The 21,928-nt window shown below is 56.5% G+C and carries 22 protein-coding genes and 1 pseudogene; 11 read left to right on the forward strand and 12 right to left on the reverse strand.

The genetic code is table 11. The features are described 5' to 3' along the window. The first annotated feature begins 20 nt into the window (after positions 1-20). From AC2FIR_RS05380 to AC2FIR_RS05405, 6 genes are all read left to right on the forward strand, one after another. The gene (locus AC2FIR_RS05380) at positions 21-464 is read left to right on the forward strand and encodes a lipocalin-like domain-containing protein (RefSeq protein ID WP_496747322.1); all 444 of its coding nucleotides are present in this window, start codon (positions 21-23) and stop codon (positions 462-464) included. A gap of 79 nt (positions 465-543) precedes the next feature. Further along, the gene (locus AC2FIR_RS05385; RefSeq protein WP_496747320.1) at positions 544-1,275 is read left to right on the forward strand and encodes an SDR family NAD(P)-dependent oxidoreductase; all 732 of its coding nucleotides are present in this window, start codon (positions 544-546) and stop codon (positions 1,273-1,275) included. A 246-nt stretch (positions 1,276-1,521) separates the two neighbouring features. Next, a complete protein-coding gene (locus AC2FIR_RS05390; RefSeq protein WP_170676823.1) occupies positions 1,522-2,127 on the forward strand; it encodes a YrbL family protein in 606 nt (201 codons plus the stop codon). Between the two features lie 98 nt (positions 2,128-2,225). Then, complete coding sequence (locus tag AC2FIR_RS05395) at positions 2,226-3,068, forward strand: glycosyltransferase family 25 protein (RefSeq protein WP_496747318.1); 843 nt, start codon at positions 2,226-2,228, stop codon at positions 3,066-3,068. Between the two features lie 122 nt (positions 3,069-3,190). Beyond that, positions 3,191-3,559, forward strand: coding sequence for a group I truncated hemoglobin (locus AC2FIR_RS05400; protein WP_170616712.1), 369 nt, complete (start codon positions 3,191-3,193; stop codon positions 3,557-3,559). Then, entirely contained in the window at positions 3,556-4,614 is a 1,059-nt protein-coding gene (locus tag AC2FIR_RS05405; RefSeq protein WP_170616714.1) for an adenylate/guanylate cyclase domain-containing protein, read from the forward strand. Before AC2FIR_RS05400 ends, AC2FIR_RS05405 begins: the two co-directional genes overlap by 4 nt. A gap of 6 nt (positions 4,615-4,620) precedes the next feature. Here the strand turns inward: AC2FIR_RS05405 and AC2FIR_RS05410 are convergent, their stop codons facing one another. From AC2FIR_RS05410 to guaA, 9 genes are all read right to left on the reverse strand, one after another. Continuing rightward, complete coding sequence (locus AC2FIR_RS05410; RefSeq protein WP_170616716.1) at positions 4,621-5,235, reverse strand: TetR/AcrR family transcriptional regulator; 615 nt, start codon at positions 5,233-5,235, stop codon at positions 4,621-4,623. Positions 5,236-5,328: 93 nt separating this feature from the next. Then, positions 5,329-6,198, reverse strand: a complete 870-nt coding sequence (gene ppk2 / locus AC2FIR_RS05415) for a polyphosphate kinase 2 (RefSeq protein ID WP_496747316.1) — start codon at positions 6,196-6,198, stop codon at positions 5,329-5,331. 49 nt (positions 6,199-6,247) lie between these two features. After that, the gene (locus AC2FIR_RS05420; protein WP_496747314.1) at positions 6,248-7,195 is read right to left on the reverse strand and encodes an alpha/beta fold hydrolase; all 948 of its coding nucleotides are present in this window, start codon (positions 7,193-7,195) and stop codon (positions 6,248-6,250) included. Positions 7,196-7,204: 9 nt separating this feature from the next. Continuing rightward, on the reverse strand, positions 7,205-8,143 hold the full coding sequence (metA, locus tag AC2FIR_RS05425) for a homoserine O-acetyltransferase MetA (RefSeq protein WP_496747312.1): 939 nt from the start codon (positions 8,141-8,143) through the stop codon (positions 7,205-7,207). A gap of 39 nt (positions 8,144-8,182) precedes the next feature. Continuing rightward, the gene (locus AC2FIR_RS05430) at positions 8,183-9,055 is read right to left on the reverse strand and encodes an ATPase (protein WP_170676834.1); all 873 of its coding nucleotides are present in this window, start codon (positions 9,053-9,055) and stop codon (positions 8,183-8,185) included. A 48-nt stretch (positions 9,056-9,103) separates the two neighbouring features. Beyond that, positions 9,104-10,000, reverse strand: coding sequence for a DMT family transporter (locus AC2FIR_RS05435; protein ID WP_170676836.1), 897 nt, complete (start codon positions 9,998-10,000; stop codon positions 9,104-9,106). 97 nt (positions 10,001-10,097) lie between these two features. Beyond that, positions 10,098-11,261, reverse strand: coding sequence for an OmpP1/FadL family transporter (locus AC2FIR_RS05440; RefSeq protein WP_480910282.1), 1,164 nt, complete (start codon positions 11,259-11,261; stop codon positions 10,098-10,100). 128 nt (positions 11,262-11,389) lie between these two features. After that, positions 11,390-12,295 carry a DMT family transporter gene (locus AC2FIR_RS05445; RefSeq protein ID WP_480910284.1) on the reverse strand — a complete coding sequence of 302 codons (906 nt, stop codon included), beginning with the start codon at positions 12,293-12,295 and terminating at the stop codon, positions 11,390-11,392. Positions 12,296-12,390: 95 nt separating this feature from the next. Continuing rightward, positions 12,391-13,950, reverse strand: a complete 1,560-nt coding sequence (gene guaA / locus AC2FIR_RS05450) for a glutamine-hydrolyzing GMP synthase (RefSeq protein WP_496747307.1) — start codon at positions 13,948-13,950, stop codon at positions 12,391-12,393. Between the two features lie 374 nt (positions 13,951-14,324). Here guaA and AC2FIR_RS05455 point away from each other — a divergent pair, with 374 nt between their 5' ends. Continuing rightward, positions 14,325-15,869, forward strand: a complete 1,545-nt coding sequence (locus tag AC2FIR_RS05455; RefSeq protein ID WP_170616733.1) for a trimethylamine methyltransferase family protein — start codon at positions 14,325-14,327, stop codon at positions 15,867-15,869. 4 nt (positions 15,870-15,873) lie between these two features. On the opposite strand, the pseudogene AC2FIR_RS05460 reads toward AC2FIR_RS05455, so the two are convergent. Beyond that, positions 15,874-16,191 (reverse strand): annotated as a pseudogene (locus AC2FIR_RS05460) (DUF6477 family protein). Between the two features lie 401 nt (positions 16,192-16,592). Between AC2FIR_RS05460 and AC2FIR_RS05465 the strand changes: the two are divergent. Further along, the gene (locus tag AC2FIR_RS05465; RefSeq protein WP_496747305.1) at positions 16,593-17,534 is read left to right on the forward strand and encodes a DUF6456 domain-containing protein; all 942 of its coding nucleotides are present in this window, start codon (positions 16,593-16,595) and stop codon (positions 17,532-17,534) included. Between the two features lie 60 nt (positions 17,535-17,594). Then, complete coding sequence (locus tag AC2FIR_RS05470; RefSeq protein ID WP_496747303.1) at positions 17,595-18,518, forward strand: hydrogen peroxide-inducible genes activator; 924 nt, start codon at positions 17,595-17,597, stop codon at positions 18,516-18,518. A 41-nt stretch (positions 18,519-18,559) separates the two neighbouring features. Here AC2FIR_RS05470 and AC2FIR_RS05475 read toward each other — a convergent pair whose 3' ends face one another. Further along, positions 18,560-19,108 (reverse strand): peroxiredoxin, encoded by a 549-nt coding sequence (locus AC2FIR_RS05475; protein ID WP_496747301.1) that lies wholly within the window; start codon positions 19,106-19,108, stop codon positions 18,560-18,562. A gap of 261 nt (positions 19,109-19,369) precedes the next feature. On the opposite strand from AC2FIR_RS05475, the gene lipA reads away from it, so the two are divergent. Further along, positions 19,370-20,320 (forward strand): lipoyl synthase, encoded by a 951-nt coding sequence (gene lipA, locus AC2FIR_RS05480; RefSeq protein ID WP_496747300.1) that lies wholly within the window; start codon positions 19,370-19,372, stop codon positions 20,318-20,320. Beyond that, a complete protein-coding gene (locus tag AC2FIR_RS05485) occupies positions 20,317-21,459 on the forward strand; it encodes an amidohydrolase (RefSeq protein WP_496747298.1) in 1,143 nt (380 codons plus the stop codon). The genes lipA and AC2FIR_RS05485 overlap by 4 nt, the downstream gene beginning before the upstream one ends. A 4-nt stretch (positions 21,460-21,463) precedes the next feature. Here the strand turns inward: AC2FIR_RS05485 and AC2FIR_RS05490 are convergent, their stop codons facing one another. Then, positions 21,464-21,823: a hypothetical protein gene (locus AC2FIR_RS05490; protein WP_170616745.1), complete on the reverse strand. Its 360-nt coding sequence runs from the start codon at positions 21,821-21,823 to the stop codon at positions 21,464-21,466. Positions 21,824-21,928 lie beyond the last annotated feature (105 nt).

Consider the following 21,928-nt stretch of genomic DNA (forward strand, 5'->3'; position numbering starts at 1 on the left):
ATTGAAGCTGGAGTTTTCGGATGAACGGCTCGGAAAGGCCCTCGGAAAAGTCTGTTCTAGGAACATGGAAACTTGTCGCTTATCGCTTTGACTACGACGAGGGCACGCACGAGGAACCATACGGTCCCGATCCGATTGGAATGCTTCACTATTCTGAGGACGGGCATGTATTCGTGCACATGATGGCGACTGGTAGACTACCTCTTGGTTCGGACAGTTCGACTGCAACATGCGAGGCCGCCAAAGCGGCACTCGGCAGCCACATGTCCTATTGCGGTACGTTTCAAGTCTCTGACCAAACGGCCAATCATGAAGTACTAGTCTCGGTTTTGCAGGATTTTGTAGGCCTGACCTTGCAGCGGGAAATTGAGGTCGCAAAAGATCGGCTTACGCTTCGTGGCAAGAACGCGACATTTGGAGAGAAACGTGGAACGGCCGTGCTGGAATGGGCGCGTGCAGATTGAAAGGACTTGCTGTCGAGTTTCCCCTGAATGCTGGCCCACAGGATCCCGACGGCGGCTTACTTTGGACAGGAGGAGAGTAATGGCGCGCATTCTGGATTTTTCAGAGCAGAACGTCATGGTGACAGGCGGCTCAAACGGCATCGGGCTCGCCGTCGCGGAAGCGTTCGCAGACGCTGGAGCGAAGGTGACTGTGACCGGAAGAAGGGGATCGGTCGGGGAGTATCAGGCGGACCTTTCCGCCTTCCGATACCATCAGGTGAACATGGAAGACGAAGCCTCGGTAGCTTCCCTGGTCGCCGCGACTGGTCAGGTTGATGTTCTTGTCAACAATGCGGGAACCTTTGTTGATCCTCCTGAAGGCCTCTCACCCGAGGGGTTTGATCGAAACATGATTATCAACCTCAACTCGGTTTATCGCCTAAGCCACGGCCTGTACCCGAAATTGGCCAAACGGCCGGGCTGCATCATCAATATCGCCTCGATGTACAGCTACTTCGGAAGCGGATCGGGGCCAGCCTATGCCGCAAGCAAAACTGGGATCGTTGGCCTGACCAAATCGCTTGCGGTCGCCTATGCGCGTGACGGCGTACGGGTAAACGCCATTGCGCCAGGATGGATCCGGACCAACCTGACCGCAGGATCGCAGGCAAACGACACGTTCAGCACTTCCATCGTCCAGCGAACACCTTTGGCGCGCTGGGGTGAACCAAAGGAAATGACCGGGACGGTTCTTTACCTTGCATCATCAGATCTGGCCGGATTTGTGACAGGCGTGACGATACCGGTGGATGGCGGTTACAGCGTGATGTAGGACGATGCGTCTGCTTTTTTCAGGCCGAACTATTCGTCAGAGAACGTATGGCGCCAGCCCCATTCCTACCACCCTGGATCACTGTTCGTCATGTCGGTTGGTCGCGCGTGGATTGATGGGGTGATCAGTGGTGAATTGACTGGATGCTGCATTGTATCAAGACAGCGGCGCTTTTATATCTGGCTGGCACATGCTGTGGCTTTGCAAGACAGTTGCGGTGAATTTGACCTATTGGAATAACGCTTCATGATCGATCTGAGTTCTTTTGAACCACTGCGAAAAAGCCGCAATTACCTGATTTTCCAGCACCCTGAACAAGACAACGCGCTGCTCAAGGTCAGAACGGATAAACCGGTTCGCAGTCATTTTGTACCGCGATACGCCGAATGGCGTTATGGCAATCTGCGGCAGTGGAACCGCGAGGCCAATGAGTACCTGGCCGCCCTGAGCCGAGGATGCCCCGAAATCGAGCGTCTGGCCCGGTTTATGGGATACGCGTCGACATCAGCGGGGCCAGCACTGGTCGTGGAAAAGATGACCGGCCCGGGCGGCGATCTGGCACCGACGGTGTATCAGGAATTTGTCTCGTACGACGGCGACAAAGACAAAATCCGTGCGCTGCATGATGAATTCATGGATCTTCTGGATGACTTGGAACGCGGCAACATTCTGATGGGCGACATGGGGTTGGAAAACGTTGTTCGCGCTGAACAGAGGGGCGGGCGTCTGGTCGTGATTGACGGGCTGGGTGAAAGGGTTCTTCTGCCTTTGACGCTGTTTAGCAAACGTGCGTATCAGCATTCCATCTTGCGGAGACGCAAGCGCATGTCAGGCAGCTTTGGCGAATTTTGATCCGCGAATCCTCGGCCTGCCATATCGTGGCCCGCGTACAGGGTTGATTTCCGGATCAGGCAGGACCGGCCTGCGCTAATTGAACGAAAGGAACGGTAGTGGAGCGTCAGAGGCAGGATCAGTTGACCGGTGTGTTTTATATCAACCTGGACCGCGTTCCCGAGCGGCGGGAGTTCATGGAGGCCGAGTTCGCCAAAGCCGGGTTGAGCAACGCAATTCGATTCAGTGCGACGGACGCGAAGGCAGAAGGGGCGCTTGAAGGGAACGGATACGTCCCGGGAACCGGTAATCGTTGGGGCCTGAAGCAAAGCGAGATTGCCTGTTTTGAAAGCCACCGGGCCGTCTGGAAACAGATCGTGGATCAGGGACTGCAAGCTGCCGCGATTTTCGAAGACGATGTGGAAATGTCTGCCAGCGCCGGAGGCGTGATTGAGACAATTCTTTCCAATGGCCAAGCCTTTGATTTTGTGAAGCTTGACTATTCACCCAAACCATTGCGTTTCGGGCCACAGGAGACCATTGGTGGTGTCATGGCAAGACCGATGCTGGAAATGGCACCCAGTGCGGCTGCGTACATTCTTTCGCAGGACGGGTGCCGAAAGCTCTTGTCGTGGTCGGAAACCTACTCGGATCATTTGGACGATTTCGTATCTATTCCGCGCACCGACTGGCGCATGTTTCAGGTGTTCCCTGCTGTCGGGGTGCAGATGATCTGGTCGAAGCAACAGGGTCAGACGGTGGAAACTGTCAAAGTCAGCGAACGGTCACAGGACAAGACAACGAATAGCGGTCTGGACAAGGGGCCGCTTTGGTTTCGGGTCCGGCGCGAACTGCAGGCTGCGGGCCGAAAACTGCGTTGGCGAATGGGGCGACAAAAGCGTCTGCTGCGCCAGGGCGGCTATGCAGGGTTCATTTCCACTGCGGATGATTTGAAGGTCTGAGACACTCGGCGACCCAGCCATTCCGGTCGTTGAAATCAGTGTTCCGGTCATAATCGTTAACAAAACTGTCAATTTGATATAACCTTGCAGTGTTATGAAGAATTAACGCGCAGGTAATTGGTGTGGGTCAGACTATTTATGAAAAATACGGCGGGTTCAAAACCATCAGCCGTATCGTGATGACATTCTACGAAATGGCGCTGGACTCCGATGAAATCGGGGGGTTCTTCGAGGACATCGACATGCCGCGTCTGATCGATCACCAAACCAAGTTCGTTTCGTCACTGGTCGGTGGACCGGCATCGTTCAGTGATGAACGGATCGAGGCGGTGCATCGGAACCTGAACATCAGCCACTCGGACTTTGACGAGATGGCCGAATTGTTCGGGCAGGCATTGTCGATGCACGGAATGTCGGACGGTGATGTGAAAACGGCGCTGGCTGCAATCGAAGGGAAGCGCGCTATCATCGTGGCGCGGGACGCTGCATGAGTATTCTTGCAATCAATGAACAACTGCTGCGTGCAATCGGGGTAGGAGTGGCTGTTGTCCGTGCCTCAGATTTAAGTTTTGTCTTCTATAATGGACCCTTCAGCGAATGGTTCGGCACGCCAGCCGAAGGACAAACCCTGATGGACTTCCTTCCGGACCTGGATATGCGCGAACTGGAGGATGTGAAACAATCCGGTCTGCGTTATTCAGTGGAGTTGCAGATCAAGCCGAAACGCAGGACCCTGATATTTGCCACTGCCGTTTCCCTTGCCAATGGCCTTTCCGAGCAGGTCCTGGTGGTCGAGTGCCAGAACATCACCCGCATTCGTGAATTGGAAAGCATGATCGACAGCTATTCGACCATGGTGGAACGCAATACGCGCGAACTTGAGCGGGAAAAGGAACGGGTCGAAAGGTTGCTGCTGAACCTGATGCCTCGTGCGGTTTACGAGGAATTCAAGACGTTCGGCGTTGTGACACCGCAGCTTTATGAACAAGTTTCGGTGGTTATGCTGGACTTCGTCGGCTTCACCGATTTTGCTGCGAAAACGGACCCGACAGTCACGCTGAGCGAGCTGAATGATATTTTCACGGCATTTGACCGCATCGTTGAACAGTATGGATGTGAAAGGATCAAAACGATCGGAGATGCCTATCTTGCGGTGTCCGGTATGCCCGATGCGACGCCGGACCATGCAACGGCTGTCGCCCATTGCGCGGTCCGGTTCCTCAGGTATCTCGAGCGGCGCAACGAGACTCACCCCCACAAATGGCAGGCCCGTATCGGGTTGGGCATGGGCGCCGCGGTGGGGTCGGTCGTCGGTATCCAGAAATACGTCTACGACGTTTTTGGCCCGGCCGTGAACATTGCGTCCCGACTGCAAGTTTTTGCGAATCCAATGAAAATCGTTGCTCCGGAAGAAATGAAATATGCGTTGATTGACGAATTCCAGGTTTCGGATCTGGGACGCGTGGAAATCAAAGGCATGGGTGAAATGGACCTGATCAATGTGACGTCCGGCCTGAGCGTGCCGCAACCCAGAAAGGTTTTCTGATCTGGTTCAGTCATCCTGCGGAACCAGGCCAAGCCCCCTCAGGTAGATGCCGATGCCGGTCTCCAGAAGGTCTTCGGGCGGAAAGGGAGAGCTTGCGCCGGTATTTCGGGCAAACAGTTCCACGACACCGTGACTCATTGCCCAAATATGGGCGCTGAACATCGATGCGGGCGGGCGTTTTTCCGGTGGAATGTGCTTGGACAGCTCACTGGCGGCTTTTTCCAGAACGGCCTTGGCCCTGTTGGCGGCCATCGCCAGCTCAGGTGTCCGGTTCAGGGAAATACCGCTTTCAAACATCGAAATGTAGTGACCGGGATGTTTGCGGGCAAAGGCCAGATATGCCCGCCCGGTCGCCTCGAACGCGGCCAGGGCCGAGGGCTGGCCTTTGTCGTATGCGTACTGCATCAGGTCCGCAAACATCTCGAACCCCTGACGCGCAGCTTCGGCGATCAGGTCTTCGCGACCATGAAAATGCCGGTACACTGCGGCAGGGGTCACGCCCGCCGTCTTGGCAGCCTCGGACAGGGTGAACCCGGTGGGACCCTTTTCTTCGATCAAGGACAATGCCGCCTCGATCAGCGCTTGTTTCAGGTTTCCGTGGTGATACCCGCGTTTTGTCATCCAGGCCTCTGGCGTCTTTTGTTGTCATAACTTGTAAAGTAAGCAGGCTGGCCCGTCCAACAACTGCACCATGTTTGCCAGTCAATCGTACGCCTACGACTCCCAGATGTCCGGCCCGCCGCAAATCAGGGGATCGATCTCTCCGATCGCGCTCTTGTCCTTTTCGTCATAGTCCAGCGCGTGCAACACCGTACGAATGGCGGCCAGCCGCGCACGTTTCTTGTCATCCGAGCGGATGATGGTCCAGGGACAGTGATCCGAGTGGGTGCGGCTCAGCGTTTCTGCGATGGATTGGCTGTACTCATCCCATTTTCCAAGACCGGCAACATCGATCGGGCTGAGTTTCCATTGCTTGAGCGGGTCATTTTCGCGATCCAGAAAGCGATTGAGCTGTTCCGCGCGCCCGACATTCAGCCAGAACTTGAAGAAATGAATGCCGTCATTTACCAACCCGGTTTCCAGCGGGGCGACCTGACGGAAAAAGCGCTCCCGTTCTTCAGAGGTGCAAAAGCCAAAAACGTTTTCCACCACACCCCGGTTGTACCAGCTGCGATCAAAGAACACGATTTCACCTGCCGAGGGCAGATGCTGGATATAGCGTTGGAAATACCACTGGCTGCGTTCGGCATCCGATGGTTTGCTGAGCGCGACAACCCGCGCGCCACGCGGGTTCAGGTTTTCGCGAAAGCGTTTGATGGTGCCGCCTTTACCCGCCGCATCGCGGCCTTCAAAGATCAGCGCCACGCGATGATCCGAATCTTTCAGCCAGGCTTGCATCTTGACCAACTCGATCTGTAAAGCCTCCATCTGCCGATCGTATTCCTTGCCCTTCATTTTTTCCGAGTGGGGAAAAGAGGGGTTCAGAATTTCGCGTTTCCCGGCATCCTTGATCGCGGAGCGAACGTCTTTGGGCGCTTCATTCCGGTAGTAGTCTTCGATCAAACCTTTGTCCGAACGGGCCATGCCTTACCTCGCGATAAAATCCATACCTGACTATGGATTAGCCGGAAGCCTAACGCAAACCGGCGCGTTGTGCGGCCCGGTCGATGGCCGAGGCAACCTCGGGCGCGGCGACCACTTGCGGCATGTGGCCGATCCCATCAAGCAGGATCAATTCCGCACCGGGGATCTGTTGGGTCAGCGGTTCCGCGTGCCAGTCGGTTTCAACCGTCGTGTCAGCCGTGCCATGTACGATCTCGGTTGGCACGGAAATCTCTCCGTACCGTGGTTGCAGCTTAGTGATCTCGTCCAAAAGGTTGGCGCGTTGCCGTGCATTGGCATGCATTGAATCGGGTCGCATCGTCAGCCCGGGGCCGAAATGCGCGGCGTAGCCTTCCGGGGCTTTCTGCGGCGCGAACACTTCATCCAATGCGCGTTCGACAAACCAGTCCGGCGTGTATGCGGACACGAACGGCAATGCCGCTAGGCGCCCCGTCGTGGTCGAGGCGAGCCGATTGAAACCATCCAGTGGTGTTTCCCAAGGGATGGCTGCCGGCGCGATCAAAACCAGCGCCGAAATGTTCTCGGGCCGGGTCACTGCCCATGCCAATGCAACGGAACCACCATAGCTTTGCCCGGCGACAATGGGTTTCTCGGCCCCAAGCTGGGCGGCCGCACGTTGCAGGATTTCGGCTTGCTCCGTGATGGTTTCGCCGTTCGGGTTAAAGCTTTGGCTGTATCCGAGGCCGGGCCGGTCAAACACGATTACGCGAAAGCTTTGTGCCAGGATCGGAGCCAGCGCAACCGTCATGTCCCGCGTGTTTCCGCTGGAGCCGTGGATCAACACCACATCCGGTCCTTGGCCCATGACCACCGCGTGAACCGCAATGCCGTCAACCGTCAGGATTTCCCCTTCGGGCGGAAAAGCGGCCTCTGCGCTTTCCTGATATCGCGCGGCACGCCACAGGGTGAAGGCCCAGAACAGGGCGAGGGCAGTCAGGAAGATGACGGCAACACGCATCGACCCGCGTCAGGCCCTCAGGTCGGTCATTTCCATACCGATCCGAGTGATATCATAGGGGGTGGTTTCGTAGATTTCGCTGATCCAGTTACCATAAAGCAGATGCGCATGGCTTCGCCACCGGTTCTGCGGTGTCCTTGTTGGATCGTCATCGGGATAGTAGTTCAGCGGGACATTGATCGGCGTGCCGTTGGCGACGTCGCGATCGTATTCCTGTTTCAGCGTGTCGCTGTCATACTCGAAATGGTTGAAGATATAGATCGCGCGGTGGGCCTTGTCCTCGACCAGACATGGCCCGACTTCATCGCTGCCCAGCAAGGTGATCAATCCGGGTGCTGCGTCTATCTCATCCTGTTTCATCTCGGTCCAACGGCTGACAGGGATCACGCAATCGTCTGAAAACCCGCGCAGAAAGGGCGAGGATGGTTGCAGATTGCGATGACGGAAGCAGCCAAATGCCTTCGCGCCCAGCATGTGTTTCCTGACGCCATGAAAATGGTTGATCATGGCCATTCCGCCCCAGCACACTCCGAAAGTGGAATGCACGTTGGTTTGTGTCCACTGGAAGACTTCACTGATCTCGTCCCAATAGGTGACGTCGTTGAAATCCAGATGTTCGATCGGCGCGCCGGTGATGATCAGACCGTCGAATTTCTCGTCCTTCACCTCCTGAAAAGGGCGATAGAACTCCTGCATATGCTCGGCGGCGGTGTTCTTGGTCTGGTGCTCGGTCATGCGGATCAGCGACAGATCGATCTGCAATGGCGTGGCGCCGATCAGGCGGGCGAACTGGTTTTCGGTCTGAATCTTCTTCGGCATCAGGTTCAGCAACCCGATGCGCAATGGCCGGATGTCCTGCCGCATTGCCTGATCCTCGGCCATGACCATAACGCCCTCGTTGCTGAGGACGTCAAATGCGGGAAGGTCGGATGGGATCTTGATTGGCATACTGGTCAAGCCTTTGCGGGAACAAGGTAAGTTTGAAAACTATGTTCGGTTGCGGTGGGTCTCAAGAGTGCGTTCGATCAACTCGTCGAAATCTCCGGCGTCCCGGACCGACGCAATCTCACGCGCGGGAATAGTGACGCCCCAATTGTCGGCCATTGCCTGGTAACGCGGTTGGCGGTGCGCCAGAGCCTGCGCATAGGTCCACCTGATGAAGGCATCGGGGTCAACTTCGGTCGGGGCGCAGTCATTCAGGGTCAGGTATTCGTCCCATACGCGGGTCAAAAACTCCGGCTGATAGGACATTGGCTTTGGGGCTTTGTCAAAGCGGCGGATCAGTTCGGAGGTGTGGTTTTCGTCGCCCTTGATCCAGATCATCAGTGTCTGGCCGGACAGTTCTGACAGGACCTGATCTCTGGGATCGCTTGGGTCGACCCACTCGCAGATCGATCCGCCCGTGTCACAGATGAAGTGCGGGTATTTGTAAAGCCGCTGAGCCCGGTCAACAAAATACTCGGTATCCAGCAAAGCGTGGATTTCTGCCAGCCGGAACTGTTCCTGCCTGCGGCGATATTCCTGCAGTTCCATTCCACCCAATTCCGGGTCGCCCGGTTTGCCCAGGTATGTCGCGACGGGCTTGAGGTTCTCGAATGAGATGTTCGAACCGATATAGATCGAGTCCGACAGCAGCAGGTCGCGCAGAAAAGGCACTTTCATCGCCTGCGCTTTGGCGTTGTCGGTAATGTACTCACCCATGTAACGGGTCCCGATCCGGTAGTCGATCGAGTAGTGAAACCAATCCCCCGAGTCACGCAGAACGTTCGATACGTAAGTCTTGCCCAGGCCCGACATGCCGAAGAACAAAACCTTTTTCCGCGCAGCCTCGCGCCAGTCTTTCGCTGATTTGTAGATCATGACCCGCCGTTCCTTTTGGAACCTAGCTAAATCGGGCAGCGAGCGGCGTCAATCGCGCGGACCCGAGCGGTTGAGGATCAGCAGGCCCAGTGCCAGCACAGCAAATCCCACAAACGCATTGGGCTGTAGCGTTTCGCCGCGAATAACTGCCCCCAGCACGATGGCGACGGGTGGAATTATCAATGTCACCAGCATCAGGTTTCCACTGCCTGCCATCGCCAGGATCCGGTAATACAGCAGATAGGCCCCGGCAGTTGCAATCAATGCGTAATATCCGATTGCGACCCATGCGGAAACCGGCAGGGCAAGCGTCGGGACACCATCCAGATACAGAGCGAACGGCAGTATCAAAATCGTCGACGCCGTCAGCATTCCAGCCGCGGCGACTTGTGGCGGCAGGTCGGACAGGGTTGCCCTGGCCCATGCACCGGCCAGAGCGTAGGAAACTGTTCCCGCGACAATTGCGATCTGGGCCGTGCTTTGCAGTGAGAAGCTTGTGAAATTTTGTAGTCCAATGGCGATAGTGACGCCTGCAAAGCCAAGCGCAACACCAACGATACGAGCTGGCGTCAAACGTTCGTCGTTGAAGCACAGTGCCGCCACGATAACGCCGAAAATGGCGGTTGCGGCATTCAATATCGACGTCAAACCGGAAGTCACATAAAGCTGCCCCCATGCCATCAGCGAAAACGGAATGGCATTGTTCAGCAAACCCATGATCAGAAACGCCCCCCAGACGCGTGGGTTACGGGGAACAGGAAGCCGTTGAAACCAAACCACAGCCCAAAGCACCAGCATTGCCCAGAACACCCGATGCAGAACCGAAGTCACGAAAGGCACCGAGTCCAGCGCGACACGAATGGCAACGAAGGATGCGCCCCAAATCAGGCCCAACAGACAAAGTTCGGACCAGGCGCGGGCGGAGAAGTGTTTTTGAGAAGTCATGGTTTGTGTTCGCATGTCCGGACGTGCACGACGACCCGGATCCTGCGAAAAAAAAAGACCCCGCACGTCATGCGGGGTCAATTCCGTGTCTTGGCGATCAGTCCAGAGCGTATGTGATCTGGAAGCCCACGCTCCACGCACTGTTGCCCGAGAAGTCTGCCCGTGCCAATGGTCCTGCGCCGTCTGCGGTCGCGTCGCCGATATCGGTGTAGCGAACGCCGCCCGAGATTTTGGCCTTTTCAAGCGAGTAGGTTCCGCCCAGGCCAATGCTCCAGAACCCGTCGGTCGGCCCCAGGTTGGAAACCGGATTGCCCGACGAGGATTCGTAGCCCAGTGTCACAGCTCCAGAGAATTCTTCCGAGAACTGATATCCCAGACCAAGAGAGTAGGTGAACGTGGCTTCGTCGTAATCGACCAGGTTCGAGGTCGGCGGATAGTTTGGCGGGTTATATACCAGCTGTGGCCAGTCGACCCAGCGAATCGAGCCAAACAGAAGGGTCTTAGGCGCCACACCGGTCTGGAAGTCCAGGTTTACGGACTGCGGTGTTTCAATCTCGCTCGACGTGTCGAATGTTGCCACGGTTCCCGGTGTTATCGGGGGAAATGGCGGTGGGTTCAGCGATTCTGTCTGCGACCAGTCATGGCTGATCTTCGAGTTGTAGGTCAGTGCTACGCGCGCCGCGATCTCGGGCTTCTCCCACGCCACGCCAACCACGTAGCCAAACGCGATATCGGCATCGGTGTCGACTTCATATCCGGCGGCGAGCGGAACGGTAACGGACGCCTCAACACGTTGAGCGCGAATACCACCGATGGCGCTGAAGCCACCGTCGAACTTGTAGCGCAACAGCGCCGTGATGGCGTCGGTATCAGCCGTTGCTTCCAGAACACCGGAACGGCCGCCCGGAATTGGGTTCAATGACAACGGGTAATTGCTTGCGTATGAAATGTCCGCCCCGAACGGCTGATCGTACATGACCGCAAAATCAAGCTTGTCGGTCAGTGACGTTTTGAAGCCGAGGTGGGGTGTGAAGAAACTGTTGGCAACATCGCCTGAATCAACAGGCTGGCCAAGGGTGGCAGGATTCAAACTGGGCATGGTGCCGCTGACGCTTGGGTCGGTATACCCCAAACGGAATTGGGCAACCGTACCTTTTTCGAAAATAAGGTTGATACCCTGTCCGCTTCGGTCCAGCCCCCCAGCCTGCGCGGCTGATGCACCGGCACATATCATGCACGCCTGTAGTAGCGCTCTCTTCATGTATTCCTCCCTGTTTGCCTCATAACAGTCGCTCTGCTTGGGTTGAGTGAATGGCAGAGCGAGCCCCGGTAGTAAGATTTGCGGATACTCGCTTTTCGTTTGTTTTAACGTCAATCGGTGACGGTGCGTTACTGGCTGCGACTATCCTGACTGACTGTTGCCAAACTGTTACGATTCTCGGACCAGACATTCAGAAATATCCCAGAAAAAATAACAGCCGCCCCCACAAGCGTCCATTGATCCAAAGGTTCGGAGTAGAGGACCATGCCGACGATGGCGATGGTCGGCAGCCTGGCAAAGTCAAACGGGATGACCACGGTGGCAGGTGCAATCGCCAGCGCGTTGGTGATGCAGAAATGCGCCAGCAAGCCGGCTATGCCGACCAGCACCAAATAGGGCGCGGTCTGTACGCTTGGCAGCCCGATCTCGCCATCAAGACCAGCGGCAGCAAAACCCAGTACGCCTTGCATCGCGGTGAGCCAGAAAACAATGCAGCCGATCTGTGCGGTCTGTGTGAGTTTCTTGGTTGTAATCGTTGTAAACGCAAAGAAAACAGCAGACGCGGCGGCCATAATAAGACCCGGGCTAAGCGGGGCGGCACCGGGGCGCGTGACAAGCAGGATTCCGGCAAATCCTATCAAAGCGGACAGCATTTTCAACGCGGTCAGACGCTCGCGCAGCAGCAGTGGGGAAAGCAGGATAACCCAGATCGGCTGGGTGAATTCCAGAGCAAAGACCTGCGCCAGCGGAATAACACCAACCGCGTAGAACCACAGATTCTGACCCGTGAAATGCAGCGTATTTCGCAGGGCGTGAAGCCCAAGTCGTTGGGCTGTAACCTGATGCCAATTGGCTGTCAGGGTCAGTACGGTTGCAACGATCGCAAAGCCTACGATGCTGCGATACATCATGATTTCGAAGGTGTCGTGAAACAGGCTCAGTTCGCGCCCGGCGACGGCCATTGACGAAAAGGATGCAATCGCACCCGTCATCCATAGGGCAGCTTTGCCCGTCTGAGTTTTGGTCCCGTTCACGTCAAGTCCATGATGTTAGTGGATCATGCGCTTGAAAAGGAACAAAAAATTCCAAGGGAAATAAACAGAAAAGCCGGGGTGGACCCGGCTTTTTGTCATTCCCATTCGATTGTACCCGGCGGTTTGGATGTAATGTCATAAGTGCAGCGGTTGATGCCTTTGACTTCGTTTATGATCCGAGTGGCCGTTTCGCCAAGGAATTCATGGCTGAACGGATAATAATCCGCTGTCATTCCATCCACTGACGTTACGGCACGAAGCGCACAGGCATAGTCGTAGGTGCGTCCGTCGCCCATCACACCGACCGTGCGAACGGGAAGAATGGCCACAAATGCCTGCCAGATGTCGTCATACAGCCCGTGTTTGCGAATCTGGTCGATGTAAACTGCGTCGGCTTCGCGCAGAATCGCCAGCTTTTCGCGGGTGATTTCGCCGGGGCACCGAATCGCCAGGCCGGGGCCGGGGAAGGGGTGGCGACCGATGAAACTCTGCGGCAGGCCCAGTTCCCTGCCCAGCGCGCGGACCTCGTCCTTGAACAGTTCGCGCAGGGGTTCGACCAGCTTCAGGCCCATCTTTTCTGGCAACCCGCCCACATTGTGGTGCGATTTGATGGTCACTGACGGGCCGCCCGAGAATGACACCGATTCAATTACGTCGGGATACAGCGTCCCCTGAGCCAGAAACTCGGCCCCATCAATGGTGTCGGCGTGTTTCTGGAACACATCGATGAACAGCTTGCCGATGATCTTGCGTTTGGTTTCCGGATCGCTCTGGCCTTCGAGTTCACCCAGGAACAACGGGCTCTCATCCGCATGAATCAGTTGGATGTTGTAGTTGTCTCGGAACATGCCGACGACTTCTTGAGCCTCGTTTTTGCGCAGCAGACCGTGATCGACAAAGACGCAGGTCAGCTGATCGCCGATCGCTTCGTGAATCAGGATTGCGGCTACAGAGCTGTCTACACCGCCGGACAGGCCGCAGATGACCTTCTTGTCGCCAACCTGCTCGCGAATCTTTTCGATCATTTGCTCGCGGTAGGCGCCCATGGTCCAGTCACCGCTGAAACCTGCCAGTTTCACGAAATTCTCGTACAGCTTTGCGCCCTTGGGCGTGTGGTGCACCTCGGGGTGGAACTGCACAGCATAGAAATGGCGATCGGTGTCGGCAGTAATCGCAAATGGCGCGTTGGGCGAGGTGCCGAACACCTCAAAGCCGGGGGCGATTTTGCTGACATGGTCTCCATGACTCATCCAGACCTGCTCGTCACCGTCGGCAAACCATCCATTCAGGATATCCAACTGCCCTTTGGGCGTGACAAAGGCGCGTCCGAATTCCGCTGTGCCGTGCCCGCTTTCGACTTTGCCGCCCAGTTGGTGCATCATCACCTGTTGGCCATAACAGATGCCGAGGATCGGAACACCGTAGTCAAAGATCTCTTGCGGCGCGCGCGGAGAACCTTCCCGCGTCACACTGTCAGGACCGCCCGAGAAGATTACGGCCCGGGGGGCCATTTCCCGAACAAACTCCATCGTGACATTCTGATAGGGGTGAATTTCGCAATAGACATTCAGTTCGCGCAGGCGACGAGCGATCAGCTGCGTAACCTGGCTGCCAAAGTCGATGATCAGAAGGCGGTCATGGGATGTATCACTCATGTCCGCGCCATAGGCCAAGCACGGGAATTTCGCAAGTGTAAGGTCATCGTCGTCGTGCAGATCAGGTCGGAAGTGCAGGTTGCGATGATGACGGGGGATGCTTGCCACCTTGGGCTGACGCTGCTGGTCTATCAGCTTTGGCAGGCGTGCGAGGCAGGGATTCTAAAATCGCGGGGGTGAAACGCGCACTTTGGCCTCTTCATCTCTATCTCATAATTCCTTTCGAGCGGTTCGATTTACCGAAAGCTGACGTTGATCCGGGGCACAAACTATGTCGCTTTTATGTTCCAATGGCCGTTATCTTCCAATGTTCCGAACAGTTGTCACGATAAATAGGAACACAATCTGAAATTACCTGAGTATGGGGAAAGCAAATGGCTGAAGCATCAGCACGTCGCCGGAGTCGCGGTGGGGGCGGAGCCGCCCGCCGGGCAGAGCGCACTGCGGTTCGGATCGAAACCGCCAAGTACATTGAGCGCAATATTCCCAACTTCGAGATTCTCAACGAAGAAGCGTTGGAAATCATCGAGACCAACGCCGAGACCATTCTGGAAGAGGTCGGCGTTAACTTCGTCGACAATCCCGCCGCTCTGGAACGCTGGAAAGAGGCCGGTGCGGATGTGGATGGCGAGCGTGTGCGCATCCCGCGCGGACTGGCCCGCCAACTGATCAAGACCGCGCCCAGCCAGTTCACGCAACACGCGCGCGACCCGGGAAAATCGGTTGTCATCGGCGGCCGAAATATGGTTCTGGCCCCGGTCTATGGCCCGCCGTTTGTGCGCGACGCGCAGGGCGGCCGCCGCTACGCGACCATGGATGACTTCAACAAGTTCGTGAAGCTGGCCTATATGTCCAAGTGGCTGCACCATTCGGGCGGCACCGTGTGCGAGCCGACCGACATTCCGGTCAACAAACGCCATCTGGATATGCTGATGGCGCACATGACCCTGTCGGACAAGCCGTTCATGGGATCGGTCACTGATCCCAGCCGCGCGCAGGATTCGGTAGAAATGTGTGAAATTCTGTTCGGCAAAGAGTTCGTTCAGGAAAACACGGTCATGACCTCGCTGACCAACATCAACTCGCCGATGACCTTTGACGATGTGATGATGGGGTCGCTTGAAGTTTACGCGAAAAACAACCAGGCCTGCATCATCTCGCCCTTCATCGTAGGCGGCGCGATGGCGCCTGTTTCGGTAGCCGGCACACTGACTCAGGTTCTGGCCGAGGTTCTGGCGGGTGTTGCCTACAGCCAGATCATCCGCCCGGGTGCACCTGCGATCTTCGGCGCGTTTGTTACTTCGATCGACATGAACTCGGGTGCACCAACCTTTGGTACGCCGGAGGCCGCGCATATCACCTATGGTGCCGGTCAGCTGGCGCGGCGGCTTAACTTGCCCTACCGCTCGGCCGGCTCATTCTGCGGCTCGAAACTGCCGGATGCGCAGGCGGCTTATGAGACGTCGAATTCGCTGAACATGGGGCTGATGGCCGGTGTGAACTTCATGCTGCATTCCTGTGGCTGGCTCGAAGGCGGTCTGGTTGCCGACTTTGAAAAATTCGTCATGGACGCTGACCAGTTGGGTGTTCTTCACCACCTGGCCAAAGGCGTTGCCTATGACGAAAACGCGCAAGCCATGGAAGCCATCCGTGAAGTTGGACCCGGCGGTCACTATCTGGGCTGTGCCCACACACAGGCGAACTTCAAAGAAGCGTTCTGGAAGTCTGACCTGCTGGATTACAAGCCCTACGAGACCTGGGAAGACGAAGGTGGGCGCGACACGAGGCAACTGGCCTCGGCTCGGGTCGAGCACCTGCTGGCCAATTACCAGCAGCCGCAACTCGACCCGGCAATCAACGAAGCGCTGAATGCTTATGTGGCGGAAAAGAAAGCCTCGATGCCGGACGCCTTCACCTGATAGATTACTGAAACTGCGCGGCGCGGCTGGCCTGATACAGCTGCGCCTCGCCTGAAATCGCAATCAGCAGATCCAGATGCCGTACCAGTGAATAGGCGGCGTCTTAGCTCTGTCGTTGCGCCTCTATTTCCTTCTCCATATCCATCAATCGCAAAAGGGCCGCACCGGTTCCGGGTAGTGATCCGTATCCCAGAATACGTTGGAGATGCCGGTCACGGTTGTACTCCTGCGCCCCGAAGTTGGCCGCGCGAGTCAACAGGCGCGGGCGGCGTAGCGTCGCGATCATTGTCATCAGGTCCTGCATTCTCGGGCTCCGTAACATTTATTTTGGGAGGCTGATTGTGTCACAACCTAAGCGAGTAGAATCTTTTTTGATATTCGCGCCGCACGTTGCTTTCATGAGTGTTTATCAGATTTGAATCAAATCTGGTTTTCGCCTTCAGGGGTTAACGAACGAGTAACGAAAGAAACCCTAGTTAGAATTGGTTAACTCATATTCCGAGGGTGATCTTAGACAGAATTTCTTGTCGGCGAGGACAAATGACTATGGAAAACAACATGGCTTTCACTGTTCCGGCATGGGTGCCGGAAGGCGCGTAACGTTATCTGGATCACACGGAAACCGGCCGGTCGATCCGAGAAATTGCGCGAACAGCAGGGTGCCATGCTTCGACGATTCTAAGGCAGATCAGACGGATCGAGACGCGCCGGGATGACCCCCTTGTGGACGCAGCGCTTCAGTCTCTGGCCGAGACACATTTTTCTGAAGCCAAAGTTAGCCCTGGTTACAGTTCCGATGTTTCAGACGGAACGCCCGAGGGGTTGGCCGCCGCCCGGGATGAGGAGTTCACCCGCGAAGCTCTCAGGGTTTTGCGCAGGCTTTGCGAAACCGGAGCGGTACTGGCGGTCGCCGAAGAAATGGACAAGGCCGTCGTTGTCCGCGATACCGGCAACAGCGCTGCCACCCGGACCGCAGTAGTTGATTGCCGGATCGCCCAGGCGCTTGCGCTGAAGGACTGGATCAACTGCGACAACCCGGGTCGGATTTCACGGTACCGTATTACGGCACAGGGACGGGCGGCTCTGACCCGTCTGATTGCCCAAGCGGAAAACAAGGCCCGCGCCGGGAATGATCTTGGCATGGCCGAAGCGCAGGCGTCGTTTCAGGCGCACTCGGCTTCGGGCAACACGACTGCATTCCAGCCCGAGCGCGCCCGGCGAATCCGGTATAGCGCCACTGAAAGCCCGTTAATCGCGCTGGCTCGCAGGCGCGATCGGGACGGCAAGCTTTTCCTGGACGAAACACTGGTCGCCGCAGGTGAGCGTCTGCGCGAGGACTTCGAACTTGCCCAGATCGGACCAAAAGTGGCGCAGAACTGGGACCTGTATCTGACAGGCGGTGGACGTGGTTCTTTCGGAAACAGCCCCCAAGTTGGAAACGGATCGTCGGATGCACGAGATCGCGTCGCGCGGGCACTGTCGGACCTGGGGCCGGGCTTGAGCGATGTGGCGTTGCGGTGCTGTTGTTACCTTGAAGGGTTGGAATTGGCCGAAAAACGTATGGGATGGTCTGCCCGGTCAGGAAAGATCGTGCTGCGCATCGCGCTGCAACGTCTCAAACGCCACTATGAAACGCAGGTTGGGGTTAATCGCATGATCGGATGATCGGCAGTCTACGCGATATGAGAGTCTTGCGTTGGTTGGGGTAAGTGATAATCAATGATTATGAACTTCACCCTCCGGCAGTTGCAGTATTTCAGGGCTGTTGCAGAACAGCGGAACTTTGGGCGTGCGGCACAAATTTGTCATGTGTCGCAGCCGGCTTTGTCCGTGCAGATCAAAACGCTCGAGGAAACACTGGGCGGTACATTGTTCGAACGTCAGGCCCGGGACATCCTGCTGACCCCGCTGGGTCGGGACGTTCTTGAACACGCCCGCCAGGTGCTTGGCGCTGCGGACAGGCTGGATCAGTTTGCAAGGGATCACTCGGGCGGGCACCGGTCCCTGTCGATCGGCATCATTCCGACTATTGCACCGTATCTGTTGCCCGGAGTTCTGGCTGGTCTGAGATCAGCAGACGTGTCGTTGCGCGTTCAGATTCGCGAAGCCCGAACCGAACGCTTGCTGAACATGTTGCGGGGCGGTGAAATTGACGCTGGGCTGATGGCGCTTCCGTCGGGCGGTAGCGAATTGTTTGAACTGCCCATGTTCGAGGACAGGTTTCTGCTGGCAGGCAGCGCGGCCCGCGTACAGAGACTGGCGGATAATCCGGAAACCCTGCGACCTGTCGATCTGCAGACTGCGCAACTGATGCTGTTGGAAGACGGCCATTGTCTGACGGATCAGGCGTTGGACGTGTGTGGGCAGGACAGAAGCAGCGGTTTGATCAATATGGGCGCGTCTTCTCTGGCGACCCTGTCGCGACTGGTGGCCGAGGGATTTGGCCTGACTTTGATGCCCGAACTGGCCGCCCGTTCTGAAACCGAGGCCGTGCCGGGGTTACAACTCATGCGGTTCGGGGCACCACAACCGGCACGGACCGTGGGATTGGTACGTCGAAAATCCACAACCGGAGAGGACTGGTTCGACAAACTGGCCGGTGTAATCAGACAGGTCGGCGAAGAGATCGTGACCGCGACCCGCGAATAAGAAAAAGGCCCGACTTGGGCGGGCCTTCTCAACTTTCGGACTTAGGCCAGTGCTGGCTCTTTCGCTTCGCTCAGATGCGCCATCAGGGTCTCGGGCGACGAAACGCCATAGGGGTCCTCGGGGCAGTTATCCATCAGGCCGGGCTCTTCGAACCACGCTTCGACCACACCGTTATTGACAATGGCTGCATAGCGCCACGAACGCATGCCAAAGCCCAGATTGTCCTTGTCGACCAGCATTCCCATTTTGCGCGTGAACTCACCCGAACCGTCCGGGATGATCTTGACGTTTTTCAGGCCCTGATCCTGTGCCCATTTATTCATGACAAAGCTGTCATTGACAGACATGCAGTAAATCTCGTCGATACCTTGGGCGGCGAAGTCGGCATGGCCGTTTTCGAATCCAGGCAATTGGTAGGTCGAGCATGTGGGCGTAAATGCGCCCGGAAGCGAAAACAGGATGACGCGCTTGCCGGCAAAATAGTCAGCCGTGGTTTTGTCTTCCCAGCGGAACGGGTTTGGCCCCTCGACGGCTTCGTCGCGAATGCGGGTGTGGAAGGTCACGTCAGGGAGTTTTGCACCGGTTTTCATAGTCGTATTCCTGTGATTCAAGTCTGATTGAGGGGTGATCTAAAACAGTTCTAAATCGCAATCAATGACCGTTATTCTGCATTTGCACGGTTGGCGGATGCCATCGGAAGCCACTGGAATTGAAAGTTTTAACATAAATCCGATTAGAGGATGCTGCGCCTGCATCAATCGGCAGCATGGCGGCTATGCACCTGTGGTGTAGATCGGCCATGCGGACTATGTTAGGGAAAGAAAATTGACCCAAAGTCAGGATACCGAGCCGTGCGTGATCTGAAGATTCCCGAACAACGCCACCCTGAAAAAGCGCATCGCCCCGACAACGCTCAGCCGAAAAAGCCAAGGTGGATTCGGGTGAAGGCGCCGGGTGGCAAAGGATACGCCGACACCAGGCGGATCATGCGGGACAACAACCTTGTCACGGTGTGTGAAGAAGCCGGTTGTCCCAATGTCGGCGAATGCTGGAGCCAGGGCCACGCCACCATGATGATCATGGGTGACATCTGCACGCGCGGATGCACCTTCTGCAACATCGCAACCGGACGGCCGGACACTCTGGATGTGTTCGAACCGGGGCGCGTTGCACATGCAGTCGAGAAGTTGGGACTGAACCACGTTGTCATCACCTCGGTCGATCGTGATGATCTTGAAGATGGCGGGGCGGATCACTTCGCCCAGACCATTCGGGCTGTGCGCCATCGTTCGCCCAAAACGACGATCGAGATTCTGACACCAGATTTTCTGAAGTGTGATCCGGGAGTTCTGGAAGTTGTTGTCGAGGCCAAGCCAGATGTATTCAACCACAATCTGGAAACGGTCCCGGGTCTTTATCCCGAAGTGCGCCCTGGTGCCCGGTACTTCCATTCATTGCGTCTGTTGCAACGGGTCAAGGAACTGGATCCCTCGATCTTCACCAAATCGGGCATCATGGTCGGGTTGGGGGAGGACGAGCAGCAAGTACGGCAGGTCATGGATGACATGCGTGCTGCCGACATCGACTTTCTGACCATCGGTCAATACCTGCAACCCACGCCCAAACACCATGGTGTGGATCGGTTTGTCACGCCCGAAGAATTCGCTTCATACGAAAAGGCGGCTTATGGCAAAGGGTTCCTGATGGTTTCGGCCACTCCGCTGACGCGGTCTTCGTACCACGCTGGGGATGACTTCGCACAGCTGCGCGCCGCGCGCCAAAAGAAGCTGGAGCAAGGGTGAAACCTGAAACCCTGTCGCGTCTGACCGCGCTGCGACACGAATTGCATCAATTTCCGGAACTGTCCGGTGAGGAACAAAAAACGGCCGCTCGGGTTGCCGACCTGCTGCGGTCTCTTGGTGCGGGTCGTGTTCTGACTGATATCGGCGGCCATGGCGTAGCAGCAGTATATGACAGCGGCCATCCGGGGCCCTGTGTTGCAATCAGGTGCGAACTAGACGGGCTTCCTATTCAGGAGCTTTCGAGCGCGCCTTACGTTTCGCGGGTCGCGGGCAAAGGTCATTTGTGCGGGCATGACGGCCATATGGCAATGGTGCTGGGCGTGGCCCAAGACCTCAGAGATAACCCGCCAAAATCCGGTCGTGTGGTTCTGATCTTTCAACCCGCGGAAGAGACGGGAAAAGGTGCCGGCGCTTATCGGGCCGATTCCAGGTTTTCTGAATTTTCCCCGGATTATGTGTTTTCGCTGCACAATCTGCCCGGGCTTGACCTGGGTCATGTCGAAATCTGCCAGCGCGCGGCGAACTGCGCCTCGCGCGGTATGCGGGTGGTTCTGACGGGAAAAACCTCACATGCCGCCGCGCCCGAGGACGGGATTTCGCCGATCGGTGCGCTTGCTTGGTTGTTGCCGGAACTGGCCGGGTTGGGGACAGGCGGTCCGCTGACAGATGATTTTGCCCTGACAACCGTGACGCATGCCAGCTTGGGCGAGCAGACTTTTGGCGTCGCTCCTGGGCAGGCGGAAATCTGGGTGACCTTAAGAACCGTTTCGGATGGGCGGATGAAAAATCTGGTCGAAGAGGCCGAGACGCTGGTCGGACGAGCGGCAAACAAAGCAGGGCTGCAGGTCGAAATCACCTATGATGACATCTTCGAGGCGTGCACGAACGACACCGAGGCGGTCAAAATCCTTTCCGACGCCTGCGCGTCTCGGAATGTGGCCTATCAGATTACTTCCGAGCCGCAGAAATTTTCTGAGGATTTTGGGCAGTTCGGCAAAGCGGCGAAAACGGCGATGTTCTGGCTTGGGGCAGGGGCCGATCACCCGCAACTGCACAATCCCGACTACGATTTCCCGGATGCGCTGATCCCGGTTGGTGCCACGGTTTTTTCGGCTGCAATTCGCTCACTGGTTGGTTGATCGCTCAATTCACCAAATCGCTGACAATTCCCACAGCCTCAATGACGGTTTGTGTGTCGTCCGAGATCGACAAAATTTCGTCATCCACGCGGACGTATCTCTGACCGGGAGGTAACGGTTTCAACTTCCAGCCATCAAGGTCATCCAAGTAGTCGAATTGCAGATCTTTCGGTAGTTTTTGGCCTCGCGTGTAACGCTTTACCTGCCCGGGCGGAACAGCGACGCCATTATTGGATTTTATCGCCTTTTCGACTTTGGATTTGTCCGCACCTTTTGCTTTGCCTTTGTTATCTTTTGCATCCGCAAAACCAGTTGTCAGAGCGACTGTAAAGGCAGCCACAAGACCAATAGACGACACTTTCATTAGCAGAAACCTCCTTTGTTCTTCTGAGCCGACATTCCCCAAGTGGCCTGGGTTCTGACGTTAAGGTCGCCTGACTGCGCCACCTGATCAAGCGTTTTTCCGCCC

This window comes from Ruegeria sp. CDSB136 (genome assembly GCF_059610965.1).

Bases quoted from the DNA above. Each gene is read 5' to 3' on its own strand.
- AC2FIR_RS05470 (WP_496747303.1), top strand. From the start codon at position 17,595: ATGAACTTCACCCTCCGGCAGTTGCAGTATTTCAGGGCTGTTGCAGAA.
- AC2FIR_RS05410 (WP_170616716.1), bottom strand. From the start codon at position 5,235: ATGACAAAACGCGGGTATCACCACGGAAACCTGAAACAAGCGCTGATC.
- AC2FIR_RS05390 (WP_170676823.1), top strand. From the start codon at position 1,522: ATGATCGATCTGAGTTCTTTTGAACCACTGCGAAAAAGCCGCAATTAC.
- AC2FIR_RS05420 (WP_496747314.1), bottom strand. From the start codon at position 7,195: ATGCGTGTTGCCGTCATCTTCCTGACTGCCCTCGCCCTGTTCTGGGCC.
- AC2FIR_RS05455 (WP_170616733.1), top strand. From the start codon at position 14,325: ATGGCTGAAGCATCAGCACGTCGCCGGAGTCGCGGTGGGGGCGGAGCC.
- AC2FIR_RS05440 (WP_480910282.1), bottom strand. From the start codon at position 11,261: ATGAAGAGAGCGCTACTACAGGCGTGCATGATATGTGCCGGTGCATCA.
- AC2FIR_RS05405 (WP_170616714.1), top strand. From the start codon at position 3,556: ATGAGTATTCTTGCAATCAATGAACAACTGCTGCGTGCAATCGGGGTA.
- AC2FIR_RS05430 (WP_170676834.1), bottom strand. From the start codon at position 9,055: ATGATCTACAAATCAGCGAAAGACTGGCGCGAGGCTGCGCGGAAAAAG.
- AC2FIR_RS05490 (WP_170616745.1), bottom strand. From the start codon at position 21,823: ATGAAAGTGTCGTCTATTGGTCTTGTGGCTGCCTTTACAGTCGCTCTG.
- guaA (WP_496747307.1), bottom strand. From the start codon at position 13,950: ATGAGTGATACATCCCATGACCGCCTTCTGATCATCGACTTTGGCAGC.
- metA (WP_496747312.1), bottom strand. From the start codon at position 8,143: ATGCCAATCAAGATCCCATCCGACCTTCCCGCATTTGACGTCCTCAGC.
- AC2FIR_RS05385 (WP_496747320.1), top strand. From the start codon at position 544: ATGGCGCGCATTCTGGATTTTTCAGAGCAGAACGTCATGGTGACAGGC.
- ppk2 (WP_496747316.1), bottom strand. From the start codon at position 6,198: ATGGCCCGTTCGGACAAAGGTTTGATCGAAGACTACTACCGGAATGAA.
- AC2FIR_RS05380 (WP_496747322.1), top strand. From the start codon at position 21: ATGAACGGCTCGGAAAGGCCCTCGGAAAAGTCTGTTCTAGGAACATGG.
- AC2FIR_RS05475 (WP_496747301.1), bottom strand. From the start codon at position 19,108: ATGAAAACCGGTGCAAAACTCCCTGACGTGACCTTCCACACCCGCATT.
- AC2FIR_RS05435 (WP_170676836.1), bottom strand. From the start codon at position 10,000: ATGACTTCTCAAAAACACTTCTCCGCCCGCGCCTGGTCCGAACTTTGT.